This window comes from Novosphingobium capsulatum NBRC 12533 (assembly GCF_001598375.1).
Classification (GTDB): domain Bacteria; phylum Pseudomonadota; class Alphaproteobacteria; order Sphingomonadales; family Sphingomonadaceae; genus Novosphingobium; species Novosphingobium capsulatum.
In genome coordinates, this window is sequence record NZ_BCYV01000019.1 from 45,831 (window position 1) to 62,634 (window position 16,804).

Sequence of the window (16,804 nt, forward strand, 5' to 3'; positions counted from 1 at the left end):
CGACTGTCCCTCGCCAGCCCCCAAGCTGGCGGGGGACTTTTTTTATGTGCCGTTGTCGCAGGCCTGGCTCAACGAAACTGCCCCCACAGGCCAGAGGCCGTGGGGGCAGCGGCGCGTGGTGCGCCATCCATGAGCCGGGATGGGGGTGGGCTCAGGAGTTCGACAGGGGCTCTGCGCGATCAGGCGGCGTGGGGCACCGCGCGCAGGATCGGCTCGGGGCCCGAGACGGTTACCGCGTTGCCCTGCTGGCGGCGGCGGGCGAGCCATTCGCGCAGGGTTTCGGCAGTGGTGTGGTCGATCGCCTTGACCCGGCCGAGATCGAGGTGGACACGGCGATCGGCCGGCAGGTCTTCGAGCACGGCGTTGAGCTTGGTCAGCCGCAGGAAGGTGGCCGCACCCTTGAGTTCCACGTTGGTGGCGTCACCATGATCGTGGGCGTGAACACCCAGGTTGAGGTGCTTCACATGCGGCAGCAGTTCCACCAGCGACAGCGCCATGCCCACGAGCACGCCGGTCAACAGGTCGGTCGTCACGACCAAGGCAAAGGTCACCGCCCAGATGGCCGCGGGCAGCGGGCCATAGTGGGTGAACAGGTGCTTCACATGCTTGAGGCTGACCAGCTTCCAGCCCGTCACCACCAGCACGCCGCCGAGCGCAGCCATCGGCACTTCGCGCAGCAGCCAGGGCAGCAGCGCGACAAAGCCAAGGATCCACGCGCCATGCAGCACGGCCGACCAGCGGGTTTGCGCACCGGCCTGGACGTTAGCCGAAGAGCGCACGATCACGCCGGTCATCGGCAGGGCGCCAACCATGCCGCACAGCAGGTTGCCGATGCCCTGCGCGCGCAGTTCCTTGTTATAGTCGGTGCGCACGCCATTGTGCATGCGATCGACGGCTGCGGCGGACAACAGCGTTTCCGCGCTGGCGATAAAGGCAATGGCCACGGCCGAGACCAGCAGCGCCGGCTTGGCCAGCAGCGGATCGAGGAACGCGCCGCCCGGCGCGGCAAATGCGGCGCTGAGCGAATCCGGCACGGCAATGCGCGCCACCGGCAGGCCGAGCACGGCGGCAAGCACCGTGGCCGCCACCACGCCGATCAGGGCACCCGGCACCAGAGACAGCGCCTTGGGCTTGAGCTTGTCCCAGCCCAGCATGCCCACGATCGTCACCAGGCCCAGCACCAGCGCCATTTCGCTGGCGCGCCAATCGAACGGCGAAAGACCCAGCACGCGCGCCGGGATCATCGACAGGTTGGCCAGGCCGTTGGACATCGGCTTGGCATCGAACAGGATGTGAAACTGGCCCACCACGATCAGCGCGCCGATGCCGGCCAGCATGCCGTGCACCACCGCCGGGGAAATGGCGCGGAACACGCCGCCCAGGCGGGCAACGCCGGCCACCAGCTGGATCAGCCCGGCAACCAGCAGCACGGGGCCCAGCGCGGACAGGCCATTGTCGCGCACGAATTCGAACACGATCACGGCCAGGCCCGCCGCCGGGCCGGAAACCTGCAAGGGAGAGCCGGCGAGCAGGCCGACGACAATGCCGCCGATGATGCCGGTCACCAAGCCCTTTTCCGGTGGCACACCCGAGGCGATGGCAATGCCCATGCACAGCGGCATGGCCACCAGGAACACCACGATCGACGCGGTGAAATCGCGAACGAGGCCGCCCTTTGTGGGGGCAGCCTCGGGCGATGCAGCGATTGCTGCCTGGCTCATTCGGCCGCCTCCGCCAGGGCCGGTTCGCGTGCAAAGCGCGGTGCGGCCGCCAGGGCGACGGGCAGCGGGCGATCTTCGCGCAGCGGCACGAATTCACCGGTATCGCCATCCAGGCCCAGCACCTGGCCGGCGCTGATATCCACGAACCAGCCATGGAGCGACATTTCGCCGCGCGCGATCGCGGCCGAGACCGACGGATGGGTGCGCAGATGATCGATCTGGGCGATGATGTTCTGCAGGCTGACCGCGCGCACGCGCTCACTGCCGTGCAGGTGCGGCGAACAGCTCGACACGACATGCTCGGCCGCAGCGCCGTGGCGCAGCCAGGCGACCACGTTGGGCATGCCCTGCGGCGGCTCGGGCGCGGCCAGCGCCTTCATCGCGCCGCAGTCAGAGTGTCCGCACACGATGATGTCCCGCACGCCCAGGGCGACGACGGCATATTCCACCGTGGACGACACGCCGCCGTTCATCGTCGAATAGGCCGGCACCATGTTGCCCGCGTTGCGGCACACGAACAGGTCGCCAGGCTGGGCCTGCATGATCTGCTCGGGCACGATGCGCGAATCCGCGCAGGACACCATCAGCGCCTTGGGCGCCTGGCCGTGGGCAGAAAGCTGGCCATAAAGCTCGCTGCTCTGCGGAAAGACGGTCTTTTCGAAACGGAAAACCCGGCCGATAAGTTCGTTCATGGGGAGGTACCTCCTCTTGAATATCTGATGCGCGGGGCGAATGCCGTTGCGCTTGATGCAAGAGGTACGCGGATGTCTTTGCCCGCAGCCGTCGCAACTGTAAGGAACTATTTCCCTGGCTTGGCAGCAGGGTAGCCGGCCTTGCGCGGCAGACGAACCGTGGCGACCAGGCCGCTGACCGGCCCGGTCTCGCCCGGTTCGGGGCGGCGATTGGCGAGAATCAGCGTGCCGCCTTCGGCCCGGATCGCGCGCTTGACGATGGCCAGGCCCAACCCCATGCCCGGCGTATCGCGCCCGCGCGCCGCATCCAGGCGCACGAACGGCTGGGTCACTTCATCCAGCCGGTCCACCGGAATGCCCGGGCCGCGATCGGCCACCACCACTTCGGCCCAATCGCCATCGGCGCGCACGATCACTTCCACATGCCCGGCATAGTGCAGCGCGTTTTCCACCAGATTGCCCAGCGCACGGCGCAGCGACACCGCGCGCGCCTGGATCACCAGCCGGTCTGGCCCGTCATAGGTGGCATCGCCCCCCTGGTCATAGGCGTTGTCCACCAGCGTCATCGCCATGGCCGCCAGGTCCACCGGCTCTGCCGGGATCTGCCGCCCTTCCCCTTCGACATAGGCTTGCAGCGAGGCGAGCAGGTGCATCATCTCGTCAATGTCGTGGACCATGTCGGCCTGGGTTTCGCGGTCGATGCCGGCATCGTCCAGCCGCAGCCGCAGCCGCGCAAGGGGTGTGCGCAAGTCATGACCGATCGCCAGCATCGACTGCGTGCGATCGAGCATCTGGCGATAGATGCGGCTTTGCATGCGGTTGAACGCGCGGATCAGGCGGCGCACTTCGTCCGGGCCGCGCTCGGTCAGCGGTTCGGGCGGGCCGGCGCCAACCCGCCCGGTGGCGGATACCAGCGCCTTGAGCGGGCGAATCGTGGCGCGAAACAGCACCCAGGCCAGAACCACCAGCAAGGGCGTTGGCACCAGCAGCACCGCCAGCCGTCCGGCATTGAGCGTCCAGGCCTCGCTCGCCTGGGTGCGGAACACCACGCCCGAGCCGTCCTTGAGCAGCATCGCCCCGTTTACCGATCCGGGAGAAGCGAGCGATTTCAGCGAAAAGCGCGGATCGCCCGAGGCCAGTTCGGGCGCGGCATCGAGCACCTGCGCGCGCAGCCGGTCGAGCGAAAGCGCATCGTCGCCGTGGGCCAGGCGCGGTTTCCACGCCAGGGAAAAGCGCGGCGAAGACAATCGCTCGGCCAGCGCCGGGCGGTCGGCCGGCTCTTCTGCTTCCAGCGCGCGGCTGGCGATCACCAGGTTTTCGGCAATGCGCGCCGCGTCATCGCTGCGCAGGGCAAAGTTGCTGGCGCGATCGAACAGCACGGCGTTGGAGCCGAAATCGATCGCCGCCATCAGCACCAGAATGGCCAAAAGCCGCTCCGGCAAACCGAAGCGGCGCATGGCCCGGCGCAGCGACAGCCGGCGCCGGGAAATCATGAGCGGCGCTGCATCACGTGCGGGTGACTTGCGCCTTGAACATGTAGCCAACCCCGCGCACCGTCGCGATCGGGGCTTCGCCCCCGGCCGCCGTCAACTTGCGGCGCAGGCGCGACACCAGCACGTCGATGCTGCGGTCTGAACTGTCACCCAGGCGGGTGCGCGACAGCTCGATCAGGCGTTCGCGGCCCAGCACGCGCTGCGGCTGCGCCACGAACGTGGCGAGCAGATCGAATTCGGCGCCGGTCAGGTCCACCATCACGCCATCGGGGGCATGCAGTTCGCGGCGGGCAAGCGACAGCGTCCAGCCATCGAAGCGGATTTCGCTGGCGCGTTCGCCCGGTTCGGCCGCAGCCAGACCATCGCCGCCCTGCCCGCCACGGCGCAGCACAGCGCCGACGCGGGCGACCAGTTCACGCGTGCCGAACGGCTTGGCGAGATAGTCGTCCGCGCCCAGTTCCAGGCCGAGCACGCGATCTTCCTCGCTGCCACGGGCGGAAATGAAGATGATCGGCACGTCGCTCAACCGCCGCAGCTTGCGGAACAGCTCGATCCCGTTGGTGCCCGGCAGCATGATATCCAGCACGACGAGATCGGCCGGGGCGCTATCGAGCAGCACCCACATTTCCGCGCCAGTGGCGGCCGGGCGCACTTCATAGCCATGCTCGCGCAAGGCGCGGGCAGTCAGCGTGCGCAGGGGGCCATCGTCTTCGACAAGCACGATGGAGGGGGCAAGACGTGTGGCCAGCATGGCTGTGCTACGCAATGGCGCTCCTTTGGTTCCAGGCTCGGTCATACCGCCGCCTCAGCGCGCATCCTCGCGCACCACGGCGTTCTGGGCAAGGGCAGCATCAGTGCCGATCGCGGTGCGGCGGAAACAGCCACGGTTCTTGCCCGGATCGGGATGGCAGGCCACCACGGCGACACGGCCAGCGGCTGCATCACTGCGTTCTGCCACCGGCGTAGCGACGGCAGCGGGACGGCACAGCGCGGGACGGCCAGGCGCGCCCTGGCACACCGGGGCCGGGTGAGCAGCGGCAGTGGGAGCGGCCAGCAGCGGGGCAGCCGGAGCCGAAAGCGTCGCCAGAGCGAGGAAGGAAGCGAGGATCATGAGGGGGACACTCCGCAAGAAATTGGTCGCGTCCGGGGTAACACCATGCCTTTTGCGCGATGGGTGCGGCTTCGTGAAGAAGTGTTGCTGCGCAAGAAAAGATTGCGCCTTCATGTCCATCCTGCGCGCCATGCCGCAGCAAAGCGCCGATGCGGCAGGCCGCGGCATAGGGACGAAGCTGTTAAAGCGATTACGTTTCGTTGCGCGGGCGTGTCTCGATCGCGGCATTTTCGCGCGTCGACGCAGCGCCAGGCGCCAGGGCCTTGCCCGGTGCGCCGGCAAAACCGTGCAAGCCCAGCCACCATTGCAGCGCGATCACCGCGCCCTTGGCCGGTTGCAACAGGCCCAGCACCATCGTCACCGTGATGGTCAGGCACACGGCCATCATCACCGGCCACGACAGCGTGGTGTGTAGGCCCAGCGCGATAATCACCGGCGCCATGACGTGGCCGGTAACCAGGATCGCGAGGTAGGGGGGAAAATCGTCGGCGCTATGGCCGCGCCAGTCCTGCGCGCAGGCCGGGCACTGTGCCACTGGGCGCAGCCAGGCGGCAAACAGGCGCGCCTCGTCACAGCGCGGGCAATGGCCCCGCGCCCCGCGCCACAGGGCATCTGCCAGGCGGCGCGGGGGATTGCGGGTCATTTCTTGGCGAACGGGTTGGTCGGGCTGCGCAGCGTCAGCCGGATCGGCACCGCCTCGAACCCCAGCGAGCGGCGGATGCCGTTGACCAGATAGCGGCGATAGCTTTCGGGCAGCTGATCGAGCCGCGTGCCGAACATCACGAAGCTGGGCGGGCGCGTCTTGGCCTGGGTGATATAGCGCAGCTTGATGCGGCGGCCGCCTGGCGCGGGCGGCGGGTTGGCCGCCAGCGCATCATCGAACCAGCGGTTGAGCGCAGCGGTCGGCACGCGCTTGCTCCAGGCATCGCGCAGCGTAAAGGCGGCCGACAGCAGCGTGTCCAGCCCCTTGCCGGTGCGGGCCGACACAGCCACCAGCGGCACGCCGCGCACCTGCGCCAGGCCATCGTCGAGCGCCTGGCGCACGCCGTTGAACAGGCCGCTGGCATCTTCGGCCACGTCCCACTTGTTGATGGCAATCAGCAGGGCGCGCCCTTCTTCCAGCACCATCGAGGCGATCTTGAGATCCTGGTGTTCCAGCCCGCGCGTGGCATCGAGCAGCAGCACGACCACTTCGGCAAAATCGATCGCGCGGCGGGCATCGGCCACCGACAGCTTTTCCAGCTTGTCGACCACCTGGGCCTTCTTGCGCATGCCGGCCGTGTCGATCAGGCGAATCGGGCGTTCCTCGCCGTCCTTGGGATCGGTCCAGTTCCAGTCGATGGCGATCGAATCGCGGGTGATGCCCGCTTCCGGCCCGGTGAGCAGGCGATCTTCACCCAGGAAGCGATTGATCAGCGTGGACTTGCCGGCATTGGGGCGGCCGACGATGGCCAGTTTGAGCACAGCCTTGGGGTCGTACTCGGCCTCCTCGTCGGAGGCCTCTTCCTCGTCCTCGGCTTCCTGCTCGGCAAAATGGGGCAGCAGCGCCTCGAACAGGTCGCCCAAGCCTTCGCCGTGTTCGGCCGAAACGCCCACGGGATCGCCAAAGCCGAGCGAGAACGCCTCGAACAGGCCATGATCGCCGGCGCGGCCCTCGGCCTTGTTGGCCAGCAGAATCACCGGAATATCGTGCCCGCGCAGATAGCGGCCGATTTCCTCGTCCAGCGGGGTGATGCCGGCACGGGCATCGATCACGAACAGCGCCACGTCGGCGCCTTCCAGCGATGCTTCGGTCTGCATCCGCATCCGGCCGGGCAGGCTGGAGGGATCTTCGTCTTCCCACCCGGCGGTGTCGACGATGGTGAATTCAAGGCCCAGCAGCGACGCATCGCCAAAGCGACGGTCACGGGTGACGCCGGGCTGGTCGTCAACCAGCGCCAGCTTTTTGCCGACAAGCCGGTTGAACAGAGTGGACTTGCCCACGTTGGGCCGTCCGATGATGATAACCTGGGGACGCATAGGCCCCCGTTGGCCCGGCTTGGCGCCAAAGGCAAGCGGGCGTTGCATACCAGGCCCGGTTGGCCGCGATTCGTAAAACCGCCATTAACCAAGCCGGTCAGGCAGCCATTGACCATTTGCCGGCACAACCGCCGCATGGTGTGGTGGACAAGAACAGGGCCGTTGGGCCTGGCCGCGGGGGCGGCACTGATCGCCGGGATGATCGCTCCAGGGGCTGCCATGGCCGCCCCGATCGCCCTGATTCCCGGCCCGGATCAATCCGATGGCGCACCGGCCGATACCGCCGGCGCGCTGCCTTACCTGCAATGCGTGCCCTATGCCCGGCAGGTTTCGGGCATCCAGCTGTTCGGCGATGCGCACACCTGGTGGGACCAGGCCGAGGGCCGCTATGAACGCGGTTTCACGCCCAAGCCGGGCGCTGTGATGAGCTTCCATCCCTATGGCGCGATGCGCCTGGGCCATGTCGCCATGGTCAGCCGGGTGATCGATTCGCGCACCGTGCTGCTGCGCCATGCCAACTGGTCACCGATCAACGGCACGCGCGGGCAAAAGGAAAACGATGTACGCGCGGTCGATGTGTCCGACGCCAACGACTGGAGCGCGGTGCGCGTATGGTATGCGCCGATCCAGGGCCTGGGCACCACGCATTGGCCGGTCGACGGCTTTATTTACAATCGCCCGCCAGCACGCCACCTCGGCACCGCCACGCCGCTGCGCCTGGCGAGTGCGACCGCTGCGCCGCGCAGCATGATGCAGCCGGCCGTGCAGCGCCAGGTGTTGATGGCCACGCGCGCCACGGCCCCGGCGCGCAGCCGGATCGATAGCGATTTTCTGAGTGGCGTTGCGGTGGAAACGGCAGCGCCAAAACCGGCCGCGCCCGTGCGCACCACGGCGCGGATCAGGATGGCGCAGGCCACTATTGCGGCCAGTGCCGCACTGCCGGCTCCGGCGCGGCGCGATCAGGCCAGCCTAGCGCGCGACGATGATCCCATCGGCCGCATCATTGCCAGCCGCACCGGCGGCGCCGGGGTGGGCAGCGCCGGCATGGGGATCGGGCGCCTGCGCTAACGCCGGCACCCGAACAACCCAAAGATCAGGCCTTGGCCACCGGGGCGTCTTCGCCCAGGTCTTCATACCATGCCTCGACCGGGCCGGAGAGCTTGAGCGTCAGCGGGTTGCCCTTGCGGTCCATGGTCTTGCCGGCCTGCACGCGCACCCAGCCTTCGGAAATGCAATATTCCTCGACATTGTTGCGCACAGTGCCCTTGAAGCGGATGCCCACGCCACGGCCCAGCTTGTCGGCGTCAAAGAACGCGCTGCGCGGGTTGATCGCCAGGCGATCGGGCGGCACATCGGCGCCGGACGTGGCAGGTGCGGTGGAAGGAGCGGCGACGGCGTCCGCGTTTTCGGGCGTTTCGATTGGATCGGTCATGGGGAGCGAAATATCTTCACATGCCCACTTGTCAACGTTGCGCAACGCCGTTAGAGGCCGCCTCCACACCCCGGGGCCGACACGATCGACCACCGGGGGACGCCATTTCGGCGGGCGCGTAGCTCAGCGGTAGAGCACACCCTTCACACGGGTGGGGTCACAGGTTCAATCCCTGTCGCGCCCACCATAAAATCCCAACAGATCCGGATTTTATGGTCACGGCAGGTGATGTCCTGCATCACGCTTGGTCGCCTTCTCGCACGCCAGCCGGCGACCGCCCAATTCATACCAATCCGGATGCATCGCGCAGGGATTTGCAGCGCCGTGCGTTTGGCACAGGTACAAGCGCGCGCCTGATGCGGCAGCGGCGGCGCAGGGCCGGGCGGGCTGTCCGTTGTTGTGGCCAGACATCACCGGGTTCCTGCATGCGCATACTGCTTGTCGAAGACGATGCCCCCCTCGCCCGTGCGCTGGAAGCGTGGCTGGCCGGTGCCGGGCTGACTGTCGATCATGCTGCCAGCAGCGAGGAGGCGGAGCTGTTCCTGGCCGCCAATACCTATGCCGCGCTGGTGCTCGATCGGGGATTGCCCGATGGCGACGGGTTGGCCCTGCTCGCCCGGTTGCGCCGCGCCGGGCATGGCCTTGCGGTGGTGGTGCTCACCGCGCGGGGAGAGGTGCAGGCGCGCATCGCCGGACTGGACGCAGGCGCCGACGATTACATGGCCAAGCCTTTTTCGCCCGATGAACTGCTCGCCCGCCTGCGCGCCGTGCTGCGCCGCAACGGCACGTTCCAGGGCCGTGAAATCGCCTGCGCCAACCTGGTCTTCGATCTCGACAATCTCTCGCTCAAGGTCGGGGGACAGGTTGTTGCGCTTTCGGCGCGCGAAGCCGGGCTGCTCGGCCTCCTGCTGCGCCGCGAAGGACAGGTGGTGACCAAGCGCCTTGCTGAAGACCAGCTGTTCGGCGCCAACGATCCGCTCGGCTCCAACGCGATCGAGGTCTATGTCCATCGCCTGCGCCAGAAACTCGATGCCGCGCAGGGCGAGGCGGAGATCGTGACGGTGCGCGGCGTGGGCTATATCATCAAGCCACGCGCATGAAGCGGCTGGTACGCCGCGCGGCGACCTCGCTGCTCACGCGCATCCTGCTGGTGGAGGGCATCACCATTGTGGTGGCGAGCCTGGCCATGCCCTTTGCCGCGCGCACTGTGCTGGAAAGCAGCGTCCGCGCGATCGAGCGCGACACCTTGCGCCAACAGGCCGAACTGGTGGCGCGCCATGTCATCCCCGCACCAGGCGGCCATTGGCAGGTGGCCCTGCCGCGCGAGGAGATGGCGATCTATGCCACCGGCTATGACGGGCGCGCCTTTGCCGTGATCGATGCGCGCGGACAGGTTCTGGCCCACAGCCCGTTCTTCCTGCCCGATATCTGGCCGCAGCCGCCCCGGGCCTGGCACGAGCAAGCCCTGACCAGCGGGCCGCTGGTTGGCCTGAGCGTGCCGCGGGCATTTGCCAACCACAACGTGCGCATCCTCGTGACCCAGGACCAGACCCGCCCTGGCGCCGTGGTCGACGATGTGGTGCGCAGCTTCCTGGCGCATTACCTGGTCTGGCTGGTGGGGCTGCTGCTGCTGATGCCGCTGGCCAATATCACCATGCTGTGGCCACTGCTGCGGCGGATGCGCCACACGGCGCGGGCCGCCACGCAGCTGGCCCCGCAGGACCCGGGCGCCCGGCTCGATGCGGCGGGCCTGCCGGCCGAGGCGACCGCCATGGTCAGCGCGATCAACGGCCTGCTCGACCGGGTGGAGGCAGCCCTGGCGCTGCAGCAGGAATTTGCCGGCAACGTGGCCCACGAACTGCGCACCCCGCTTGCCACCCTGCGGCTGGAAGTGGGGCGCATGGCTGCGGAGCCGGCGCGCGACGAGGCGCTGGCGCAGATCGCGCGGATGGCCCACGTGCTCGACCAGTTGCGCGATCTGGCCAGCCTGGAGCACGATGCCGCGCCCGCGTTCGAGCGTTTCGACCTGGCCGGGCTGGCCGTGGCGGTCGTGGCCGATCGCACGCCCGATGTGCTGGCGGGCGGGCGCAGCATCGCGCTGTTCGGCGCTGAAGAGACGGTAATGACCCACGGCAACCCCGGCCTGGTGGCCATGGCCATTGCCAACCTGCTCGACAACGCGCGGCTGCACACCCCGCCGGGCACGGCGATCGAAGTCAGCGTTGCCCGCCCGGCGCAGATCAGCGTTGCCGACAATGGCCCCGGCGTGACCGAGGAAGACGCCACGCGCCTGGCGCGGCGGTTCTGGCGGGCCGACCATCGCCGTAGCGACGGCGCCGGGCTGGGCCTGTCGATCGTGCAGCGCATCGCCCACGTCCATAATGGTCGCCTGCTGATTTCCCGCGCCGCCAGCGGCGGGGCGTGCTTCACCCTGTCGCTGGCAGAATACGCTTTGCCGTAAGGTTGATGTAAGCGAGCCTGCCTAGGCCCGGCCCGATTTCAAGATCGAGGCCTGCCATGATGGATCATCTTCCCGCCGACGAGCCGGAACGGCCCGTGCCGGTTCTGTCGCGCCGCGTGCAATGGCAATTGGCCGCTGCGCTGGTCGTGCTGGTCGCTGCCGGGGGCTGGCTGGCGCCGCGCATGCTCGGGCTGGATGGCGACCCTGCCCCCGCGCCGCCCCCGGCCAGCAGCGACGGCAGCTTTTCAGCCACGCAGGCGCAGTGGGATACCTTGCGCTTTGCCACGGTGCAGACCGGCCCACTGGGCGATGCGACGCAAAGCGATGGCAAGATCGCGGTGGATGATGACCTCACCACGCCGGTCTTTTCGCCGTTCACCGGGCAGGTCACGCGCGTGTTCGCCAAGGCCGGAGACCGCGTGCGTGCCGGCCAGCCGCTGTTTGCCGTGGCCGCCAACGAGGCCGCGCAAAGCGGCGCCGACATCATGACCGCCGCCGCCGCGGTCAAGGTGGCGCAGGCCAATGCCGCCCGCCTGCACGATCTGGCCGCCAACAAGGGCGCCGCGCTCAAGGATGCGCAGCAGGCCGATGCCGATCTTGCCGCCGCGCAAGGCAATCTGCTGGCTGCGCAGGGCCGCCGCCGCGCGCTGGGCAGCATCAGCCATGGCGAGGGCATCGTCCGCGCGCCGGTGGGTGGCGTGGTTACCCAGCGGTTGATCGGCATGGGCCAGAACGTGGCCAGTGCCACCGGCGGCGCGGCCACCCAGGCTTTCACCATTTCCGATTTCTCGCGCGTGTGGCTGGTCGGCAACCTGCGCGAGGAAGACGCCGGGCGGGCCCGCCTGGGCCAGATGGCACTGGTGCGGCTGCCCGATGGCACCACCTTGCGCGCGCCATTGACCTATGTGGCGCCGATGATCGATCCGGCCACACGCCGGCTGACCGTGCGCGCGCAGATCGCCAATCCCGACGAACGGCTCAAGCCCGAAACCTATGTCAGCTTTGCGCTGGAAACGGGCGGCGCACGCCAGGGGCTGATCGTGCCGGAAGAGGCGGTGATCTTCGAAGGCGATACCGCCCGCGTGTGGGTGGCCGACATGCGCCGCCATCGCCTGATGCTGCGCCCGATCGGCACGGGCCAGGTGGGCGGCGGCATCGTCGAGGTGACGAACGGGCTCAAGCCGGGTGAAACGGTGGTGACGGCAGGCAGCCTGTTCATCGACCGTGGCGCCAAGGCGGATTGAGGGAGCGCGACGCATGAACCCTGTCGTTGCCCTGGCCCTGCGCCATCGCGTGCTTGTGCTCATCTTGCTGGCGCTGTTCCTGGTGGGTGGCGGCATCGCCTTTCGCCTGCTCAATATCGAGGCCTATCCCGATCCCGTGCCGCCGATGGTGGAGGTGGTGACGCAGAACCCCGGCCAGTCTGCCGGCGAGATCGAGCGCACCGTCACCATGCCGATCGAGATCCAGCTGGCGGGGATCAAGAACGTCAAGAAGGTGGAGACGATCTCGCTGTTCGGCCTGTCGGACGTTCGCGTGCAGTTCACGTTCGATTATGACTATGACCAGGCCAAGCAGCAGGTCATCAATGCCCTGTCGCAAGTGCCGCCCCTGCCCGGCGGCGCCCAGCCGGGCATTTCGCCCACCAGCCCGATCGGCGAAATCTATCGCTATCGCATCGTCGGGCCCAAGAACTATTCCGTCACCGATCTCAAGACGATCCAGGACTGGATCCTGCAGCGCCGATTCAAGGCGGTGCCCGGAGTGATCGATGTCAACGGTTGGGCCGGCAAGAGCAAGACCTATGAGGTCACGATCGATCAGCGCAAGCTGGTTGCCTATGGCCTGTCGCTGGGCCAGGTGCTCAACGCCATCAACAATGCCAACGGCAATGTCGGTGGCCAGACGATCAACCTGGGCCCGCAATCGGCGGTGGTGCGCGGGGTGGGCCTGATCCATTCGATGGATGACATCCGCGATACGCTGGTGGCCACCCCGGCGGCGGGCAAGCCAGTGCAGGTCAAGGACATTGCCACCGTGCAGGTGGGCAGCCAGCCGCGCTTGGGCATCGTCGGCCAGGACAACGATGACGACATCGTCCAGGGCATCATCCTGATGCGCCGCGGCGAACAGAGCCTGCCCACGCTCAAGGCGGTGGAGGCCGAGGTCGACAAGATCAACACCGAGGGCATCCTGCCGCCCGGCGTCCATCTCGAAAAGATCTATGACCGCACCGACCTGATCGACGTGACGACGCATACCGTTCTGGAAAACATGGTGTTCGGCATCGCGCTGATCTTTGCGGTGCAGTGGATATTCCTGGGCACGTTCCGCAGCGCGCTGGTGGTGGCGGCCACGATTCCCTTTGCCCTGGCGTTCTCGATCCTGATCATGGTGCTGCGCGGGGAATCGGCCAACCTGCTGTCGGTCGGCGCGATCGATTTCGGGCTGATCGTCGATGCCACGGTGATCATGGTGGAAAACATCTTCCGCCATTTGGCCCAGCCACCGCGCGCGCGCTTTGCCGCCACTGGCGCGCTCGATCACCAGGGCGGCATCGCCAGCTTCTTTGGCAAGCTGGGCATCATCGAAATGTCGGCCACCGAGGTCAACCGCGCGATCTTCTTTGCCGCGGCGATCATCATTGCCGGCTTCCTGCCGCTGTTCACGCTGACCGGGGTGGAAGGGCACATCTTCGGACCCATGGCCAAGACTTATGCCTATGCCATCGTCGGCGGGCTGATCGCCACGTTCACCGTGGCGCCGGTGCTTTCGGCCTTCCTGCTCAAGGACGAGGAGGAAGAGCGCGAGACGCCGATCGTGCGCGCGATGCGCCGCGTCTATGATCCGGCGCTGCGCTTTGCCCTGGCCAATCGGGTGGTGGCGCTGGGCACCATGGCGGCGCTGTTGCTGGCAGCAGGCATCGCCATGCATGGGCTGGGCCTGGAATTCCTGCCCAAGCTGGAAGAGGGCAATTTCTGGATTCGCGCCACCCTGCCGCCCTCGATCAGCCTGGAAGAGGCGCAGGGCCAGGTGAACCGCATGCGGCACATGCTGATGAAGTATCCCGAGGTGAAGACCGTCATCAGCCAGCTTGGCCGCCCCGACGACGGCACCGATACCACCGGCTTCTTCAATGCCGAATTCTACGTGCCGCTCAAGCCGGCCAGCCAATGGCTCAAGGGCGTGACCAAGGAAGCGCTGACCCGCCAGGTGAATGCCGAACTCGCCGCACCCTTCCCCGGCGTGGAGTTCAATTTCAGCCAGAACATCGAAGACAATGTCGAGGAAGCCGCGAGCGGCGTGAAGGGCGCCAATTCGATCAAGCTCTATGGCAACGATCTGCAGGCGCTGGAAAAAACCGCCTATCAGATCAAGGCCATCATGGCCAAGATCCCCGGCATTACCGACTTGTCGGTGTTCGATGCGCTGGGCCAGCCCACGCTGAACATCAAGATCGATCGCGACAAGGCCGCGCACTATGGCCTTGCGCCTGGGGACATCAACGCCGTGGTCCAGGCCGCGATCGGCGGGCAGGCGGCGGGCAACCTCTATGAATATGGTTCTGACCGCAATTTCCCGATCGTGATCCGCCTGGCGCCGCAGTTCCGCCAGGATCTGGCCGCGATCCGCGCCATCCCGGTGGCGGTGCCCAATGCCACCGGCGGTGTCAGCCAGATTCCGCTCTCGACCGTGGCCGATGTCAGCCTCGTCTCGGGCTATTCGTTCATCTATCGCGAAAACCAGTCGCGCTACATCCCGATCAAGTTCTCGGTGCGTGGGCGCGACCTGGGCAGCGCGGTGCTGGAAGCGCAGCACAAGATCGCCGCCGAGGTGAAGCTGCCGCCCGGCAGCCGCATCGAGTGGGTGGGCGAATTCGGTGATCTCCAGGCTGCGCTCGCCCGGCTGGAAGTGGTCGTGCCGATCAGCCTGGCGCTGATCGTCATGCTGCTGTTCCTCAATTTCGGGTCGGTGCGCGATACCGCCCTGGCGGCCAGCGTGATGCCCATGGCGCTGGTCGGCGGCGTGCTGATCCTGGCGCTGACCGGAACGCCGTTCAGCGTGTCGGCGGCGATCGGGTTCATTGGCCTGTTCGGCATTTCGGTGATGGAGGGCATTCTCGTGCTGGCCTATTTCAACCAGTTGATCGGCAATGGCATGGACCGGGCGCAGGCCGTGCTGCATGCCGCACGCACCCGCTTCCGCCCGGTGATGATGACCTGCATCGCCGCCTGTGTCGGCTTGCTGCCGGCGGCGGTATCGACCGGCATCGGCAGCCAGGTGCAGCGCCCGCTGGCCATGGTGGTGGTGGGCGGCATCCTGCTGGCGCCGGTGCTGATCCTGATCGTGTTGCCGGTGATGATCGATCTGTTTTCCAACCGCCCGGTCCGCCCGGCCCAGGAACCGGAGCACACGGCATGAGCGCGCGGCAAGTCCTTTCAGCGGCCGCCTGCGTGCTGGCAAGCGGGTGTGCCGTGGGGCCCGATTTCCACGCTCCCGCGCCGCCTGTGCAAACCGCCTATGCCCCCGCCACGCCCACGGCGATCACTGCGCCTGGAGGCGTCGCTGGCGGCACGCAGGTGCTGTCATCGGGCGAGGTGGCGGGCGAATGGTGGCACGCCTTCGGCTCCCCCGCGCTCGATGCGCTGATCGACCGGGCGCTGGCGGCCAATACGGATCTCGCCGCCACTCGCGCCGGGCTGAAGCAGGCGCGCGAGCTGTGGCTGGCGCAGCGCGGGGTGCTGTTTCCCACGGTCGATGCCGGGGCCACCACCAACCGCGTCAAGGGATCGCAATACCTTGCCCCGGTGCCCAACAACTCAAGCTTCACCTACAGTCTTCAGACCGCGCAGGTGAATGTCGGCTACACGCTCGATCTGTTCGGCGGCAACCGCCGCAGCGTGGAACAGGCCCGCGCCCAATATGATGCCCAGGCCTATCAGGCGCAGGCCGCGCGGATCACTCTGATCAACACCGTGGCGGCCACCGCGTTTCAGCGCGCCGCCCTGCAGGAACAGGTCGATCGGCAGCGCCAGGTGATCGCCCTGCAACAGGAACTGCTGGCGATCACCCGCCACCAGCTGGCCGTGGGCCAGGCCGCCGGCGTCGACCTGATGGCGCAAGAGGCGCAGCTGGCACAGGCACAGGGCGCGCTGCCGCCGCTCGAACATGCCCTGGCGCAAAGCCATGACCTGCTCGCCTATCTCACCGGACAGGGCGCGGCCGATGGCTCCCTTCCGCCGTTGGCTCTGGCGCAGGTAACGCTGCCGCGCGACCTGCCGCTCAGCCTGCCGGCGCAGCTCGTGCGCAACCGGCCCGATATCCGCGCGGCCGAAGCCAACCTGCACGCCGCCAGCGCCGGGGTGGGCATCGCGACCGCCAATCGCCTGCCGCAGATCACCATCGGCGCCAGCGCGGGCCGCAATTCCGGGGGCTGGTCCAGCCTGCTGTCGGCGGCCAATGCGTTCTGGTCGGCCGGGGCAGGCCTGACCCAGCCGATCTTTGCCGGCGGCGCCCTGCTGCACCGGCAGCGCGCGGCACGCGCCGCCTATGACCAGGCCGACGCGCAATACCGCTCCACCGTGCTCGCCGCCTTTCAGAACGTCGCCGATACGCTAGCCGCGCTTGCAGCCGATGCCGCCGGCCTGGCCGCCGCGCAAGATACGCGCGAGGCGGCACGTGACACCCTGGAAGCAACCGCACGCCAGGCCCGCGATGGCGCCGTGGCGCCCACGGCCGAACTGCAGGCCCGCATCGCCCTGCTTCAGGCCGACCAGGCCCTGGCCCAGGCGCAGGCCGCGCGGCTGAGCGATACCGCCGCCTTCTATGAGGCGCTGGGCGGCGGGTGGCATTCTCCGGCCGGCTGATCTAGGTG

14 protein-coding genes and 1 tRNA gene are annotated in these 16,804 nt (G+C 67.7%); 7 read left to right on the forward strand and 8 right to left on the reverse strand.

The window, feature by feature from the left end:
• Positions 1–179 precede the first annotated feature (179 nt).
• From SCA01S_RS16960 to der, 7 genes are all read right to left on the reverse strand, one after another.
• Positions 180–1,721 carry a SulP family inorganic anion transporter gene (locus tag SCA01S_RS16960; RefSeq protein ID WP_062787747.1) on the reverse strand — a complete coding sequence of 514 codons (1,542 nt, stop codon included), beginning with the start codon at positions 1,719–1,721 and terminating at the stop codon, positions 180–182.
• A complete protein-coding gene (locus SCA01S_RS16965) occupies positions 1,718–2,413 on the reverse strand; it encodes a carbonic anhydrase (RefSeq protein WP_062787749.1) in 696 nt (231 codons plus the stop codon). Before SCA01S_RS16965 ends, SCA01S_RS16960 begins: the two co-directional genes overlap by 4 nt.
• A gap of 107 nt (positions 2,414–2,520) precedes the next feature.
• Positions 2,521–3,906, reverse strand: coding sequence for an ATP-binding protein (locus SCA01S_RS16970; RefSeq protein WP_022677422.1), 1,386 nt, complete (start codon positions 3,904–3,906; stop codon positions 2,521–2,523).
• A 13-nt stretch (positions 3,907–3,919) separates the two neighbouring features.
• The gene (locus SCA01S_RS16975; protein ID WP_054132086.1) at positions 3,920–4,657 is read right to left on the reverse strand and encodes a response regulator transcription factor; all 738 of its coding nucleotides are present in this window, start codon (positions 4,655–4,657) and stop codon (positions 3,920–3,922) included.
• Between the two features lie 54 nt (positions 4,658–4,711).
• Positions 4,712–5,017: a hypothetical protein gene (locus SCA01S_RS16980; protein ID WP_062787751.1), complete on the reverse strand. Its 306-nt coding sequence runs from the start codon at positions 5,015–5,017 to the stop codon at positions 4,712–4,714.
• Positions 5,018–5,207: 190 nt separating this feature from the next.
• Positions 5,208–5,660 carry a DUF983 domain-containing protein gene (locus SCA01S_RS16985; protein WP_084391097.1) on the reverse strand — a complete coding sequence of 151 codons (453 nt, stop codon included), beginning with the start codon at positions 5,658–5,660 and terminating at the stop codon, positions 5,208–5,210.
• Entirely contained in the window at positions 5,657–7,036 is a 1,380-nt protein-coding gene (der, locus tag SCA01S_RS16990; RefSeq protein ID WP_062787753.1) for a ribosome biogenesis GTPase Der, read from the reverse strand. Before der ends, SCA01S_RS16985 begins: the two co-directional genes overlap by 4 nt.
• 219 nt (positions 7,037–7,255) lie before the next feature.
• On the opposite strand from der, the gene SCA01S_RS21895 reads away from it, so the two are divergent.
• Positions 7,256–8,104, forward strand: a complete 849-nt coding sequence (locus tag SCA01S_RS21895) for a CHAP domain-containing protein (protein WP_171793898.1) — start codon at positions 7,256–7,258, stop codon at positions 8,102–8,104.
• A 25-nt stretch (positions 8,105–8,129) separates the two neighbouring features.
• Here the strand turns inward: SCA01S_RS21895 and SCA01S_RS17000 are convergent, their stop codons facing one another.
• Complete coding sequence (locus SCA01S_RS17000) at positions 8,130–8,468, reverse strand: DUF3297 family protein (protein ID WP_022675621.1); 339 nt, start codon at positions 8,466–8,468, stop codon at positions 8,130–8,132.
• A 112-nt stretch (positions 8,469–8,580) separates the two neighbouring features.
• Between SCA01S_RS17000 and SCA01S_RS17005 the strand changes: the two genes are divergently transcribed.
• From SCA01S_RS17005 to SCA01S_RS17030, 6 genes are all read left to right on the forward strand, one after another.
• A tRNA-Val gene (locus SCA01S_RS17005) sits at positions 8,581–8,655 on the forward strand.
• 238 nt (positions 8,656–8,893) lie between these two features.
• Complete coding sequence (locus SCA01S_RS17010) at positions 8,894–9,568, forward strand: response regulator (protein WP_062787755.1); 675 nt, start codon at positions 8,894–8,896, stop codon at positions 9,566–9,568.
• A complete protein-coding gene (locus SCA01S_RS17015) occupies positions 9,565–10,929 on the forward strand; it encodes a sensor histidine kinase (RefSeq protein ID WP_062787757.1) in 1,365 nt (454 codons plus the stop codon). The genes SCA01S_RS17010 and SCA01S_RS17015 overlap by 4 nt, the downstream gene beginning before the upstream one ends.
• A 56-nt stretch (positions 10,930–10,985) precedes the next feature.
• Entirely contained in the window at positions 10,986–12,173 is a 1,188-nt protein-coding gene (locus SCA01S_RS17020; RefSeq protein WP_062787759.1) for an efflux RND transporter periplasmic adaptor subunit, read from the forward strand.
• A gap of 13 nt (positions 12,174–12,186) precedes the next feature.
• Complete coding sequence (locus tag SCA01S_RS17025; RefSeq protein ID WP_062787761.1) at positions 12,187–15,351, forward strand: efflux RND transporter permease subunit; 3,165 nt, start codon at positions 12,187–12,189, stop codon at positions 15,349–15,351.
• Complete coding sequence (locus tag SCA01S_RS17030) at positions 15,348–16,796, forward strand: efflux transporter outer membrane subunit (RefSeq protein ID WP_062787763.1); 1,449 nt, start codon at positions 15,348–15,350, stop codon at positions 16,794–16,796. The genes SCA01S_RS17025 and SCA01S_RS17030 overlap by 4 nt, the downstream gene beginning before the upstream one ends.
• The last annotated feature ends 8 nt before the right edge of the window (positions 16,797–16,804 follow it).